Genomic DNA, 13852 nt, shown 5'->3' with positions numbered 1-13852 from the left:
TAGCAGTGAAGCGCAGCGGCTTAGATATCAGCGAGCGCACGCACATGCGCGACCACACTGCGCCCAAGCGCCGACAGGTTGTATCCGCCTTCGAGACTGCTTACTATCCGGCCCTTCGCATGCCGCTTCGCCACCGCGCGGATCTGCTGGGTCAGCCACGCGTAGTCGTCCTCGACAAGACCCATGTTGCCGAGATCGTCCTCACGATGCGCATCGAAACCTGCGGAGACGAAAATCATCTGCGGCTTGAATTCATCGAGTTTCGGCAGCCACATCATGTCGACGGCTTCGCGCACAGCCATGCCTTTCGTACGCGCGGGCATCGGCAGATTGACCATGTTCGATGCGTGATTGTCCGCGCCGCTGTACGGATAGAACGGGTGCTGGAAAAAGCTGCACATCAGCACGCGCGGATCGCCCGAGAAGGCGGCTTCCGTGCCGTTACCGTGATGCACGTCGAAATCGATGATAGCCACACGCTCAAGCCCATGCACTTCAAGCGCGTGACGCGCCGCGATCGCGATGTTGTTGAAGAAGCAGAAGCCCATCGCGCGCGCCGGCTCCGCGTGATGTCCGGGCGGCCGCACGCTGCAAAATGCGTTGTCGTAGGTTCCGGCGATAACGGCGTCGGTAGCGGCGAGCGCCGCGCCCGCCGCGCGCAACGCCGCGTGGTAAGAACCCGGCGACATCAGCGTGTCCGGATCGATCTCCGCGCGGCCCACTGCGGGCGCCGTCTCCTTGACGAAATCGATATGCGCCTGCGTATGAACCCGCGCCAGGTCCTCTTCGCTCGCGAGCGGCGCTTCTTCGCGCTCGATCAGGGTGTCGATCCGGCTTGCGATCAACTGATCCTCGATCGCCTGAAGGCGCGCGGGGCACTCGGGATGCCACGGCCCCATATCGTGAAGAAGGCAATCTGGATGGGTATAAAAGCCGGTAGCCATGATGGGTTGCGCGGCCGGGCGTGCCGTACCGCGTGTCTCGTATCGTTCAGATGTTTTTGTCGGTCGCGATGCCTGCCGTTCCTGCCGCGCGCCAGTTAGCGGCCGAACGCCGCACCGCGCGGGTTCTTGATAAGTTACCACACTGGAAATGGCGCGGCCGACCAACACTGCTTTTGCAGCGTCCGCGCCCGCTCAAAAGGCTTTCGGGATAGTCCTGAAAACGCGTCGGTTATACTGATCCGACTCTCGTATGCTCTGCGCGTTTTTCCAGCGCGCCTCGCGTTACACCGCCACAATTACGCACACTATGAACTTCAAGTTTGCTTCGTCCGTCTTGCCTCTTTCGGTGCGAACCGCGCGCCTTGCCTCAGTCGCCGGCCTAGTTGGCGCACTTTGCACACTCAGTATCGGCCAGGCAGTTGCACAATCGCAGCCGCAATCCGCACCAGCGCAAGGGCAGATGTTCGAAGAAGAGATCGTGCCGCAGCGTTACGCGAACAATCCCAATGTGGACGCGTTCATTAACGATCTTGTTGCGCGTTACGACTTCGATTCCGCCGCCTTGCACGACCTGTTCAATCGCGTCAGTTATTCGGCAACCGCCGTGAAACTGGTGCTGCCTTCACCTACGCCAGCCACCAAGAATTGGCGCGCGTATCAGGGGCGTTTCGTGGAGCCGGTGCGTATTGCCGCCGGCGTGAAATTCTGGCGCGCGAACCAGGCCGCGCTGCAGCGTGCATCGGATCAGTACGGCGTGCCGCCTGAAGCGATTGTCGGGATCATTGGCGTGGAGACAATCTATGGCAAGTACATGGGTAACTTCCGCGCGCTGGATGCGCTGGCCACGCTCACCTTCGATTATCCCAACACGCCGAACCGGGCGGAAAGGCAAGCGACTTTCCGCAAGAATCTTGAGGATCTGCTGGTGTGGACGCATGACCAGCAAATCGATCCAACCACCGTGCTCGGTTCGTACACCGGCGCAATCGGCATTCCGCAATTCCTGCCGAGCAGCATCGTGCAGTACGCGGTGGATTTCGACGGTAACGGGCACATCGATCTGCGGACCAGTCCCGCCGATGCCATCGGCAGCGTCGCGAACTATCTGAAGCAGCACGGCTGGGAATCGGGACGGCCGGTGGTCTGGAAGATTGCCGGCGACACAGGCAGCCAAGGCATTGCGCAAGCCGCAGCCGACGGTCAGCCCGAGCCGCACTGGTCGCTCGCGCAGCTCACGAAAGCTGGCATGCTGACGAGCGAGCCGGGGCTCAACACTGAAACGGAAGCAGGTACGCCGGTGACGGTCGTCGACTTGCCGACACCAGGCCGCCCGACCGAATACACGCTCGGCCTGAAGAACTTCTATGTGCTGACGCGATACAACCGCAGCTTCTTCTATGCACTCGCTGTGTATCAGCTTGGCGAAGCGGTGAAGGCGCAGATGGCCGCGGGCAATGCCGGTGTTTCAGCATCGCAATGACGTAGCTGTCGGGCGCCTTTGGCTCGTGCTCTATGCAAAAAGCCCGGCAAATGCCGGGCTTTTGTTTGTGCTTTGACTTTGTAGATACGTCTCAGGCCGGAAACACGCCCGTCGACAGGTAGCGGTCACCACGATCGCAGACGACGAATACGATGGTCGCGTTCTCGACCTGACGTGCCACGCGCAACGCGACTTCGCATGCGCCGGCGGCCGAAATTCCGCAGAAAATGCCTTCCACCGATGCGAGCCGCCGCGCCATTGCTTCGGATGCGGCCTGACTGACGCTTTCCGTGCGGTCCACGCGGCTGCGATCGAAGATTTTCGGCAGATAGGCCTCAGGCCACTTGCGGATACCGGGGATGCGCGAGCCTTCTTCCGGTTGCGCGCCAACAATCTCGATGTTCGCGTTCTGTTCTTTCAGGTATTGCGACACGCCCATGATGGTGCCGGTCGTGCCCATGGCGGAAACGAAATGCGTGATGCGCCCTTCGGTGTCGCGCCAGAGTTCCGGGCCGGTTGTCTCGTAGTGGGCGAGTGGATTATCCGGATTCGCGAACTGATCGAGGATGATGCCTTTGCCGTCGCGCTGCATTTGCTCGGCGAGATCGCGGGCGTATTCCATACCGCCTGTGACTGGCGTGAGCACGATTTCCGCGCCATAGGCCGCCATGCTCTGGCGACGTTCGATCGACAGGTCTTCCGGCATGAGGAGCACCATTTTGTAGCCGCGAATGGCTGCGGCCATGGCGAGTGCGATACCGGTGTTGCCGCTTGTCGATTCGATCAGCGTGTCGCCTGGCTTGATGCGGCCGCGCTCTTCCGCCTTCTTGATCATCGAGAGTGCCGGGCGGTCCTTCACTGAACCCGCCGGGTTGTTGCCCTCGAGCTTGCCGAGGATCACGTTGTTGCGGCTGCGGATTTCATCGTCCGGGATGCGGACCAGTTGCACCAGCGGCGTATTGCCAATGGTGTCTTCGATTGTCTTGTAAGCCATAGCGGTCGTGGGGTTGCTGCGGTCGGTAAGCTCTTGATTGTAGCCCAGGGGGTTTCCGGGTGCCGGGCGGCCCTATTGGACGGAGGGGATGATGTGCCGGCGTCCTGGAAACAATGCAGGTTGCCAGCGAATAAAGGCGCATCAGGTCGACCGGCGCGCCGACCGATGCGCCACACCGCGTTACTTTTTGACGACGACTGCGCCAGCAACCGGTTTAGCACCGGCAACCGCCGCCGGTGTACCACCTGGTCCAATGGTCAGCCCTTCAGCCTGCAAACGCTCAACCGTCTTGCCCCCCATGCCCTTGACGCGTTTGCTCAACTCGGCCGCGTCTTTAAACGGACCGTGTGCTTCACGCTCGTCGAGAATGGCTTTCGCCTTGGCCGGTCCAATGCCCTTGATGCCGCGTAACGCGTCGGAATTGGCGTTGTTGATATCCACGGCGGCGAACGCCGAACCAATTGATACAGCCAGCGTGAACGCCGCGAGAAGTTTCTTGATCATGTGAGTCTCCCTCGAAAACCGGTCCGCGACGATCGCTGACCGGGAGACCCAGTGTAGGAAAACGGCAGGTGCTTTTATAGCTGACCGAATAGCCAACGCACGTATCTGTCGACACCTTCCTGAACTGTCAGGAACGGTGCGTCATACCCGGCCTCGCGCAACTTCGACTGATTGGCCTGCGTAAAGCACTGGTATTTGCCGCGCAACGCGTCGGGGAACGGGATGTACTCAATCAAGCCACGTTGCACCAACTCCGCCAGGGACAGTGGCGCTTCGCCCTCAATTGCCCGCAGCGAGTTCACCACCGTCGACGCAATGTCGTTGAACGGCTGTGCGCGCCCCGTTCCCAGGTTGAAAATGCCCGACGTCTCGGGATGATCGAAGAAGTGCAGATTGACCTTCGTCACGTCTTCCACCGATACGAAATCGCGCGTCTGCTCGCCCGCGCCATACCCGTTGTATTCGCCGAACAGCTTGACCTTGCCCTCGGCGCGGAACTGGTTGAAGTTATGGAACGCAACAGACGCCATGCGTCCCTTGTGATTCTCGCGCTGCCCGTACACGTTGAAATAGCGGAAACCGGCAATCTGGGTACGCGCTTTCGGCAGGATCTGGCGCACGATCTGATCGAAGAGGAATTTCGAATAGCCGTACACGTTCAACGGCTTCTCGACGTCGCGACGCTCAACGAATTCACTCGATCCGCCATACACCGCCGCCGACGATGCATACAGAAACTGCACGCCCTGCTCAAGGCACGTATCCAGCACGTCGCGGCTATAACGGAAGTTGTTTTCCATCATGTAGCGGCCGTCGGTTTCCATCGTGTCCGAACATGCGCCTTCATGGAAAATCGCCCTGACCTTGCCGAAATCGCCGCGTTTGAAGCGCGCGACGAATTCGGTCTTGTCGAGGAAATCGTCGATTTCGCAATCGACCAGGTTCTTGAACTTGTCGGCGCGCGTGAGGTTGTCGACCGCGATCACACGCTGCTCGCCACGCTCGTTGAGCGCCTTCACAATGTTGCTGCCGATAAACCCGGCTGCGCCGGTAACAATGATTGTCATGGTGGTGTTAGCCGAAATGTCAGGCGAAAAGTTCGTTGTAGTCGACGGTCGCCGTACCCAGCTTCCCGACGACAATTCCCGCTGCACGGTTGGCATAAGCAATCGAGTCGACCAGCGGCACACCCGCGCCCAGCATAGTTGCAACGGTTGCAATGACCGTGTCGCCGGCGCCCGAAACATCATACACTTCGCGCGCATCGGCCTGCGTGTGGACCACTTGGCCAGCGGTGAAGAGCGTCATGCCCTCCTCCGATCGTGTCAGCAGCAACGCACCGAGATCGAGCGATTCGCGCAGCGACGTGACACGCGCGAGCAAATCTTCTTCCGAGCTCCAGCGCCCAACCACTTCGCGCAACTCTGCACGGTTCGGCGTGATCAGCGTGGCGCCGCGATACCGGTCCCAGTCATCGCCTTTCGGATCGACCAGCACCGGTTTGCCTGCCCGCTTCGCGTCCGCGATCATTTGCGTCACATGCGTCAGGCCGCCCTTCGCGTAGTCCGACATCAAGATCACATCGTGTTGCGGCAAAAGCGTTTCGAAACGGGCGAGACATGCGCTCAGGACTTCGTGCGTCGGCGAGTTCTCAAAGTCGACTCGCAACAGTTGCTGCTGCCGCGACAGCACGCGAAGCTTGATGGTGGTGAGCAATTCGGGATCGCGCTCGAGGAACCCGGTGACCCGGCTCTCACCCAGCAATTGCACGATGCGTTCACCCGGCTCATCATGCCCGACCACGCACAGCAAGCCCGCCTGCGCACCCAGCGCAGCAGCATTGCGCGCCACGTTCGCCGCACCGCCAAGCCGATCTTCCTGGCGCTGTACATGCACGACTGGCACGGGCGCTTCCGGAGAAATGCGGTTCACATCGCCGAACCAGTAGCGGTCGAGCATCACGTCGCCGACCACCAGCACGCGCGCCGCCGCAATGCGCGCACGCGGAACCGGCGGAACGGGAGCGTGTGCAGCGACTGCAGGCACCGCTGCGTCAGGCGACTGGGAGTTCAACATGGGGACGTCCTATTGCAAAATAGTCGATGCCGAGTTCCGCCATCGCTTCAGGTTCGTACAGGTTGCGGCCATCGAAAATGACCGGCATTTTGAGCTCGCTCTTCAGATGCGCGAAGTCCGGGCTCTTGAATTCCTTCCACTCGGTCACGATCACAAGTGCGTCCGCGCCGGGCAACGCGTCCTTTTGTGAATCGACGAAATGCAGGCGTTCGAGTTGCTGCGGTTTATCGGCGAGATCAAGTGCAAATACGCGGCGGCTTTCCGCCAGCGCCACGGGGTCATAAGCGCGAACCGTCGCGCCGCGCTCGAGCAGCGCGCCAATGAGACGGCGGCTCGACGCCTCGCGCATGTCATCGGTATTAGGCTTGAACGCCAGGCCCCACACGGCAAACGTGCGGCCGCGCAAGTCTTCGCCCATGCGCTTCGTGATCTTGCCGACGAGCACTTCCTTTTGCAGATCGTTCACTTCTTCCACAGCTTCGAGAATCCGCAACCGATGGCCGTTCTCACGCGCCGTCTGCGCCAACGCCTGCACATCCTTCGGGAAACACGAACCGCCGTAGCCGCAACCGGCATACAGGAAGTGATACCCAATACGCGGGTCCGAACCAATACCGCGTCGCACCGCTTCGATATCCGCACCCACCGCATCGGCGAGATTCGACAAATCGTTCATGAACGAGATACGCGTGGCGAGCATGGCGTTCGCCGCGTACTTCGTGAATTCGGCCGAACGCACGTCCATATAGAGCGTGCGATCGTGATTGCGATTGAACGGCGCGTAGAGGCGCTTGATTTTCTCGCGGGCAATCTGGCCTGCTTCGTCGTCATCTACGCCGAGCACGATGCGATCAGGACGCATGAAGTCGTCGACCGCCGCTCCTTCCTTCAGGAACTCCGGATTCGACAGAACCGAAAAGCCGTTCTTTCCCTTAGGCTCGATTCCGCGCGCCTTCAGTTCCTGCTCGACTACGTTGCGCACGTGCTGGGCTGTGCCGACCGGGACCGTCGATTTATCGACGATCACCTTGAAGCCGTTTGCATAACGCCCGATGTTGCGTGCGGCCTCGAGCACGTATTGCAAGTCGGCGGAGCCATCCTCGTCCGGCGGCGTTCCCACCGCGATGAACTGGATCTCGCCGTGCTCGACGCTTTCCTTGATATCTGTAGAAAAACGAATGCGGCCGGCAGCGCGCGTGCGTTTCAGTATCTCGTGCAGGCCCGGCTCGTGGATCGGCACGCCGCCGTTATTGAGGATGTCGATCTTGCGCGCATCGACGTCCAGGCACAGCACGTCGTTGCCAATTTCAGCGAGGCACGCGCCGGTCACTAGCCCGACGTAGCCTGTCCCGATGATGGATATTTTCATAAGCGTTCCGGAGAGACCGGTGATAGTCGTTGGATCAGGCCAAAACGGCCGCGGAGTTCGACCGTGTCAAACGTTGCGCATCCTGAGCGGCATGGGCCACGAGGGGCCGGGTCACGCGGGCCGCGCGTCAGTCCGTGGTCACGCAATCCGCGTTCAGACGGATGCGGTGATCGGCTCGACGCGGCGTGGCGCATAGGTTTCCCAGCCGCTGCAGCCAGGACATTGCCAGTAAAAAAGACGTGCGCGGAAACCGCAATTCTGGCACGTGTAGCGCGGCAGGTTCTTGGTCCGCTGCTTGACAAGCGCGCGCATCAGTTCGAGTTCGCTGCGACGCGGTTCCTCAGCCGTAGCCACTTGCGCTTCGAGCAACCGCGTCATGCCGGCGACGTTCGGCGATGTCTGCATCTGGTGCCGCGCCAGCGCGTGGGCCGCGTCCATTCCGCGCAATTGCGAGACGTGCTTGAACGCCACGTCGAGCAGATCGTTCGACGGATAGCGATTCACGTAGTCGACCAACAAATCGACGCCCTCAGCCGTGCGGCCAAGTTGGTCGTAAGCCTGAACCAGTTTTTCGGCCACCAACGGCAGATAAGCCGCATTCTGCTCTTCCACGCGACGCCAGCACGCGATGGCCGCCTCAAGATTGCCACCAGCGGCATCCACGTCGCCAACCAGGATGGTCGCGCGCACATTGTCGGGATTGGCCGCGAGGGCAAGCTTCAGTTCCGCGCGGGCGTCTGCCGGGTTCTTGCGCTGCAGCGCTTCTTGCGCGAGTTCGCAATGGAACTGGGCGACTTCTTTCTCAAGCGACGCCGCGCCCATTTCCTGGATCCGGCCGGCAGTTGCAATCGACTTGTTCCAGTCTTTCTCGATCTCGTAGATGGTCAGTAACGCCCGTTGCGCGCCGAGCGCATATTCGCCCGCTTCGAGCGACCGGAACGTTTCCTCGGCGCGATCCAGCAGACCCGCCTTCAGGAAATCCTGGCCAAGTTCGAACAGCGCGTGATCGCGTTCGGCGACTGGCAGATCAGCGCGGCTCAGCAGGTTCTGATGCACGCGAATGGCCCGGTCCGTCTCACCTCGGCGGCGAAACAGGTTACCGAGCGCAAAGTGCAATTCGATGGTTTCAGGATCGAGCTTCGCAACTTCGATAAAGGCGTCGATGGCCTTGTCGTGTTGTTCGTTCAGCAGGAAATTAAGGCCGCGGAAATACGAGCGCGGCAGATTCGCGTTTTCGGACAGCAGCGTTTTCAGGTCATAGCGCGATGCCATCCAGCCGAGAGCGAACGCGACCGGAATGACAAGCAGCCACCAGAAGTCTAGATCCATGCGAATTCTTGGAAAGGGTTAAGGGCCAGCACGGCGTGCCGGAAGCAGGCACCCGGCCGAACCGGCGCAGGGTCAGCCAACGCGCGACCCGTCAGATCAGCGGCGGCATAGGCGGTTCCATCGGCACGACGGGGACATCGCGCGCCGTGCGCAGTTCGCGTTTGAGCCGGGCATTTTCCATCCGCAGGCGAAACAGCGACGGCAGCGACGAGAGCAGTCCAGCAGCCAAGCCGACGACAAAAAATGCCAGGCCGATCAGGATGAGCGGTGCTTGCCAGAAGTAGCCAGCGAGAAAATTGAGCGTCGCACTTTGCGTATTGGCCAACGCCAGCACGAGCAGGAGCACGAAAACCAATACACGGATCAGCCAGACAAAAAATTTCATAAGGGTCTCTTTGACGGCAATAGCGGAACGACGCAGGAGGCAACGCGCACGGCGGGTACAACACCGATATCCACGAGGGACGCAAAGCTCGGACCACGCTGCCCTTGGTCGTTGGCGTCCGGTATTGTAATTGAAGCGTATGAGGCAATGCGCAACGGCTTGGACGATAGGCCGATCAGCAGGGCGTTTGCGGGAGTTTACCGTCTTATAGCGACGCGAAAAAAGACAGTGGCGAACGAGCGTGCAGAACGGTAGTGCCGTTGGTGTACGTCGGGCCGGGGCATAAAAAAAGCACCCTTGCGGGTGCTTTTTCCGGTCATTTGCCTCTGGCTGACAGCGGCTTGATGCGGAATGAACGCTGACGCCGCTTAAATATCGTCGTCTTCGTCACTATCCGCTTCGTTCGAATGCTTCAGCGGCTCGCCCGCGCGGCCGTCTACCCGTTCGCGCAACTCCTTGCCGGGCTTGAAGTGCGGTACGAATTTCTCCGGTACCAGCACCTTCTCTCCCGACTTGGGATTGCGTCCAACGCGCGACGGACGACGATTGAGGCCGAAACTGCCGAATCCACGAATTTCGATGCGATGGCCGTTGGCCAAAGCGTCCGACATTGCATCGAGCATCGTCTTCACCGCGAAATCCGCATCTTTAAGTACAAGTTGCGGAAATCGCAGCGCCAGTTGGGCGACCAATTCCGATTTGGTCATGCTGCAGCAATACCTGCGGCTTAGCCGTTCTGGCCGTCGAGCTTGGCTTTCAACAGCGCGCCAAGGTTCGTCGTGCCGGTTGCAGCCGTGCTCGAGTCAGCCGAAGCCAGACCACGGATTGCTTCCTGTTGCTCAGCCGAGTCCTTGGCCTTGATCGACAGGTTGATGCCACGCGACTTGCGATCGATGTTGATGATCATCGCGTTGACCTTGTCGCCTTCCTTCAGCACGTTGCGAGCATCTTCCACGCGGTCCTGAGCGATTTCCGACGCGCGGAGATAACCTTCCACGTCCGCCGTCAACGTCACGACTGCGCCCTTCGCGTCAACCGACTTGACCACGCCGTCAACCGTCGCGCCCTTGTCGTTCATTGCCACGAAGTTGCTGAACGGATCGCCTTCGAGTTGCTTGATACCCAGCGAGATGCGTTCCTTCTCGACATCGATGCCCAGCACGATAGCCTGGACTTCATCGCCCTTCTTGTACTTGCGAACCGCTTCTTCGCCCGTTTCGCTCCACGACAGGTCCGAGAGGTGAACCAGACCGTCGATGCCGCCCGGCAAACCGATGAACACGCCGAAGTCGGTGATCGACTTGATGGCGCCTTCCAGCTTGTCGCCCTTCTTGAAGTTGCGGCTGAAGTCGTCCCACGGGTTCGGCTTGCACTGCTTCATGCCGAGGCTGATACGGCGGCGGTCTTCGTCGATTTCAAGAACCATGACTTCGACTTCGTCGCCGAGTTGCACAACCTTCGACGGTGCAACGTTCTTGTTCGTCCAGTCCATTTCCGACACGTGGACCAGGCCTTCGATGCCCGATTCCACTTCAACGAATGCGCCGTAGTCGGTGATGTTCGTAACCTTACCGAACAGGCGCGTGCCCGACGGGTAACGGCGTGAAATGCCTTCCCACGGATCGTCGCCGAGTTGCTTGATACCAAGCGATACGCGGTTCTTCTCTTGGTCGAACTTGAGGATCTTTGCGGTCACTTCCTGGCCAACCGACAGCACTTCGCTCGGGTGACGCACACGACGCCATGCGATGTCCGTGATGTGCAACAGGCCGTCGATACCGCCGAGGTCCACGAATGCGCCGTAGTCCGTGATGTTCTTGACCACGCCTTCCACGATCGCGCCTTCCTTCAGCGTTTCGAGCAGCTTTGCGCGCTCTTCGCCTTGGGTCGCTTCGATCACAGCGCGGCGCGACAACACGACGTTGTTGCGCTTGCGGTCAAGCTTGATCACGCGGAATTCGAGGGTCTTGCCTTCGTACGGGGTCGTGTCCTTGACCGGACGCGTATCAACCAGCGAACCCGGCAGGAACGCGCGGATGCCGTTGACCATCACGGTCATGCCGCCCTTGACCTTGCCCGTGATCGTGCCGGTCACGAGTTCGTTGTTGTCGAGCGCTTTTTCCAGCGACAGCCACGAAGCCAGACGCTTCGCCTTGTCACGCGACAGGATCGTGTCGCCATAACCATTTTCCAGGGCGTCGATAGCCACGGAAACAAAGTCGCCCGCCTGCACTTCTACCTCGCCCGCGTCGTTCAGGAATTCTTCGAGCGGAATGTAGGCTTCGGACTTGAGACCCGCGTTGACGACCACGAAATTGTGGTCGACGCGCACGACTTCGGCGGAAATGACTTCACCCGCACGCATGTCCTGCTTGGTCAACGACTCTTCGAACAGAGCCGCAAAAGATTCGGTAATCGGGGTAGATGTTTGCAGGTCGGACATAAAAATCTATAGTTGCGCAGCTGCTTCGCGATGCCTGCCCGAACTGATCGGGCCGATGGCAAAAAAGGCGAACGCCACACGGGGTTGAGGGGTTAAAACACGCTCCATGTTTCTCATGGAGCTCCAAAACAAAGCCGCCAAATGGTGGCCTTTTTCCAACAATTGCAACGAACTACGCGTGAATCGCGCTTGTGAATCGCGCTTGTGAATCGCGCTTGTGAATCGCGCTTGTGAATCGCGCTCGTGAATCGCGCTAAGCCAACTGGAACCAGCCGATGATCTGACCGACCGCCTGGTCGATGGATAGTCCGGAGGTGTCCAGCGTCTTCGCGTCCACTGCGGGCTTGAGCGGCGCGGCTACACGGCTGCTGTCCCGTGCGTCCCGCTCGCGCAAATCGCGCAGCAAGTCTTCCATATTAGCAGAAAAGCCTTTTTGTATCAATTGCTTATGCCGCCGCGCGGCCCGCGCTTCATCGCTTGCCGTGAGAAACACCTTGAGCGTTGCGTCGGGAAAAATAACGGTGCCCATGTCGCGGCCGTCGGCCACCAGCCCTGGAGGCTTGCGGAACGCCCGCTGGCGCGCAATCAGCGCGGTCCTGACCTGACCGTGGACGGCAATCGCTGAAGCGCGCTTGCCGATTTCCTCGGCACGAATTTCTGTTGATACATCCACGCCGTCGAGCTGTGCGCAGCCTTCCCAAAACGTGATGTGAAGCTCTGCGACGAGCGCGGCGAGTGCGTCGCCGTCCTCGGGCTCGATGTTGTAGCGCACGCTGGCAAGCGCGGTGAGCCGATACAGCGCGCCGCTATCGAGCAGATGGAAGCCTAGTGTGGCGGCGACCAGCGCGGCGACGGTGCCTTTGCCCGAAGCCGTCGGGCCGTCGATGGTGATAACCGGAGTCTGGTGAAACGGACGAGTGGGTTTCATCGGAGACGTCCGGATCGGCGAGCGGCTGCGCGCGGGGTCGGGACTTTCATCGCTGCATTCATATTAGTCATGGTCATCAGGCCTTCGCGAGCTTGGCGAACTGCTCGAAGTAATCCGGGAAGGTCTTGCCAACGCATTTCGGGTCGTTGATACGCACCGGCACGCACCCTAAGCTCACGAGAGAAAAACACATGGCCATGCGGTGATCGTCATAAGTGTCGATAGCGGCATTCGGCGTCAACGCGGCCGGCGGCGTGACGACCAAGTAATCCGCGCCCTCCTCGATCGTCGCGCCGACCTTGCGCAACTCGGTTGCCATCGCGGCAATCCGGTCCGTCTCCTTCACGCGCCAGCTTGCAATATTGCGCAGCGTGGTCGTGCCGGTGGCGAACAGCGCGGCCACTGCAATGGTCATGGCGGCATCGGGGATCAGGTTGAAATCCATGTCGATGGCCATCAGCTTGCCGTCGTCGGATTCCACACCGCGCACTTCGATCCAGTCGTCGCCCAGCATGACATTCGCGCCCATGCGGATCAGCGCATCGGCGAAATTCACGTCGCCCTGGATGCTCGCCCGGCCCACACCTTCCACGCGCAGCGGACCACCGCCCAGCGCGCCGGCCGCGAGGAAATACGACGCCGAGGACGCATCGCCTTCCACTGCGATCGTGCCCGGCGACGCGTAGCGCGCACCGGCCGGCAACGTAAAGCTCTTCCAGCCGTCACGTTCGACGGACAGGCCGAAACGCTCCATCAGCTTGATCGTGATGTCGATATACGGCTTCGAAATCAGCTCACCGTCCACTTCCACGACAATCGGGCCGCGTGTGTTCTGCGCCAGCGGCAAGCTCATCAGCAACGCGGTCAGGAACTGGCTGGAGACGTCGCCGCGCACGCGAATCGGTTGGTCGACGGCGATGTCAGCCGGATGAATCCGCAGTGGCGGGAAACCGTCGTTCGCTTCGTAATCGATCTTCGCGCCAATCTGGCGCAAACCATCGACGAGATCGCCGATCGGCCGTTCGTGCATGCGTGGCACGCCATGCACGCGATATTCACCACCGTTCAGCGCGAGCGCAGCCGTGAGCGGACGCACCGCAGTGCCCGCATTGCCGAGAAAGAGCTCAGCCGATTTCACCGGAAAGCGGCCGCCGGTGCCTTTCACGACACAGCGCTCACCATCGTTTTGCACCTCGACGCCCAGTGTATCGAGCGCCGCGAGCATCACGCGGGTGTCGTCGGAATCGAGCAGGTTCGTGATCACCGTTTCGCCCTCAGCCAGCGCGGCGAGCAGCAGGACACGGTTAGAAATGCTCTTCGATCCGGGCAGCCGGACCGTGCCGGACGCACGCGAAAAAGGTCCGAGATCGAGGTGTTCCATGATTAAGTCCAGTTAGTCA

At 60.4% G+C, this 13852-nt stretch carries 13 protein-coding genes; 1 reads left to right on the top strand and 12 read right to left on the bottom strand.

Going from position 1 to position 13852, the window contains the following annotated elements; genetic code table 11:
- Positions 1-20 precede the first annotated feature (20 nt).
- The gene (locus BSU04_RS26395) at positions 21-944 is read right to left on the bottom strand and encodes a histone deacetylase family protein (RefSeq protein ID WP_089163334.1); all 924 of its coding nucleotides are present in this window, start codon (positions 942-944) and stop codon (positions 21-23) included.
- A gap of 307 nt (positions 945-1251) precedes the next feature.
- Here BSU04_RS26395 and mltB point away from each other — a divergent pair, with 307 nt between their 5' ends.
- The gene (mltB, locus tag BSU04_RS26390) at positions 1252-2424 is read left to right on the top strand and encodes a lytic murein transglycosylase B (protein WP_089163379.1); all 1173 of its coding nucleotides are present in this window, start codon (positions 1252-1254) and stop codon (positions 2422-2424) included.
- Between the two features lie 91 nt (positions 2425-2515).
- On the opposite strand, the gene cysM is transcribed toward mltB, so the two are convergent.
- The 11 genes from cysM to aroA all read right to left on the bottom strand — a co-directional run bounded on the left by cysM (position 2516) and on the right by aroA (position 13833).
- Positions 2516-3418, bottom strand: coding sequence for a cysteine synthase CysM (gene cysM, locus BSU04_RS26385; RefSeq protein ID WP_089163333.1), 903 nt, complete (start codon positions 3416-3418; stop codon positions 2516-2518).
- A 180-nt stretch (positions 3419-3598) separates the two neighbouring features.
- A complete protein-coding gene (locus BSU04_RS26380; protein WP_089163332.1) occupies positions 3599-3922 on the bottom strand; it encodes a ComEA family DNA-binding protein in 324 nt (107 codons plus the stop codon).
- Positions 3923-3996: 74 nt separating this feature from the next.
- On the bottom strand, positions 3997-4989 hold the full coding sequence (gene rfaD, locus BSU04_RS26375; RefSeq protein ID WP_089163331.1) for an ADP-glyceromanno-heptose 6-epimerase: 993 nt from the start codon (positions 4987-4989) through the stop codon (positions 3997-3999).
- 19 nt (positions 4990-5008) lie between these two features.
- Positions 5009-5998, bottom strand: coding sequence for a D-glycero-beta-D-manno-heptose-7-phosphate kinase (rfaE1, locus tag BSU04_RS26370; RefSeq protein WP_089163330.1), 990 nt, complete (start codon positions 5996-5998; stop codon positions 5009-5011).
- Positions 5976-7367: a UDP-glucose dehydrogenase family protein gene (locus tag BSU04_RS26365; RefSeq protein ID WP_089163329.1), complete on the bottom strand. Its 1392-nt coding sequence runs from the start codon at positions 7365-7367 to the stop codon at positions 5976-5978. The genes rfaE1 and BSU04_RS26365 overlap by 23 nt, the downstream gene beginning before the upstream one ends.
- Positions 7368-7520: 153 nt before the next feature.
- Positions 7521-8696: a lipopolysaccharide assembly protein LapB gene (gene lapB, locus BSU04_RS26360; protein WP_089163328.1), complete on the bottom strand. Its 1176-nt coding sequence runs from the start codon at positions 8694-8696 to the stop codon at positions 7521-7523.
- Between the two features lie 91 nt (positions 8697-8787).
- Entirely contained in the window at positions 8788-9081 is a 294-nt protein-coding gene (locus tag BSU04_RS26355) for a LapA family protein (RefSeq protein ID WP_089163327.1), read from the bottom strand.
- Positions 9082-9449: 368 nt separating this feature from the next.
- A complete protein-coding gene (locus BSU04_RS26350; protein WP_089163326.1) occupies positions 9450-9788 on the bottom strand; it encodes an integration host factor subunit beta in 339 nt (112 codons plus the stop codon).
- A 20-nt stretch (positions 9789-9808) separates the two neighbouring features.
- Positions 9809-11524, bottom strand: a complete 1716-nt coding sequence (gene rpsA / locus BSU04_RS26345; RefSeq protein WP_031361047.1) for a 30S ribosomal protein S1 — start codon at positions 11522-11524, stop codon at positions 9809-9811.
- 253 nt (positions 11525-11777) lie between these two features.
- Positions 11778-12452 (bottom strand): (d)CMP kinase, encoded by a 675-nt coding sequence (gene cmk, locus BSU04_RS26340; protein ID WP_089163325.1) that lies wholly within the window; start codon positions 12450-12452, stop codon positions 11778-11780.
- 76 nt (positions 12453-12528) lie between these two features.
- Positions 12529-13833 (bottom strand): 3-phosphoshikimate 1-carboxyvinyltransferase, encoded by a 1305-nt coding sequence (gene aroA, locus BSU04_RS26335; protein ID WP_089163324.1) that lies wholly within the window; start codon positions 13831-13833, stop codon positions 12529-12531.
- Positions 13834-13852: the final 19 nt, after the last annotated feature.

It is taken from the genome of Caballeronia sordidicola (assembly GCF_002220365.1).
Classification (GTDB): Bacteria; Pseudomonadota; Gammaproteobacteria; order Burkholderiales; family Burkholderiaceae; genus Caballeronia; species Caballeronia sordidicola_C.
Note: the sequence above shows the minus strand (reverse complement) of the source record. Positions and strands in the feature narration are given on the sequence as shown.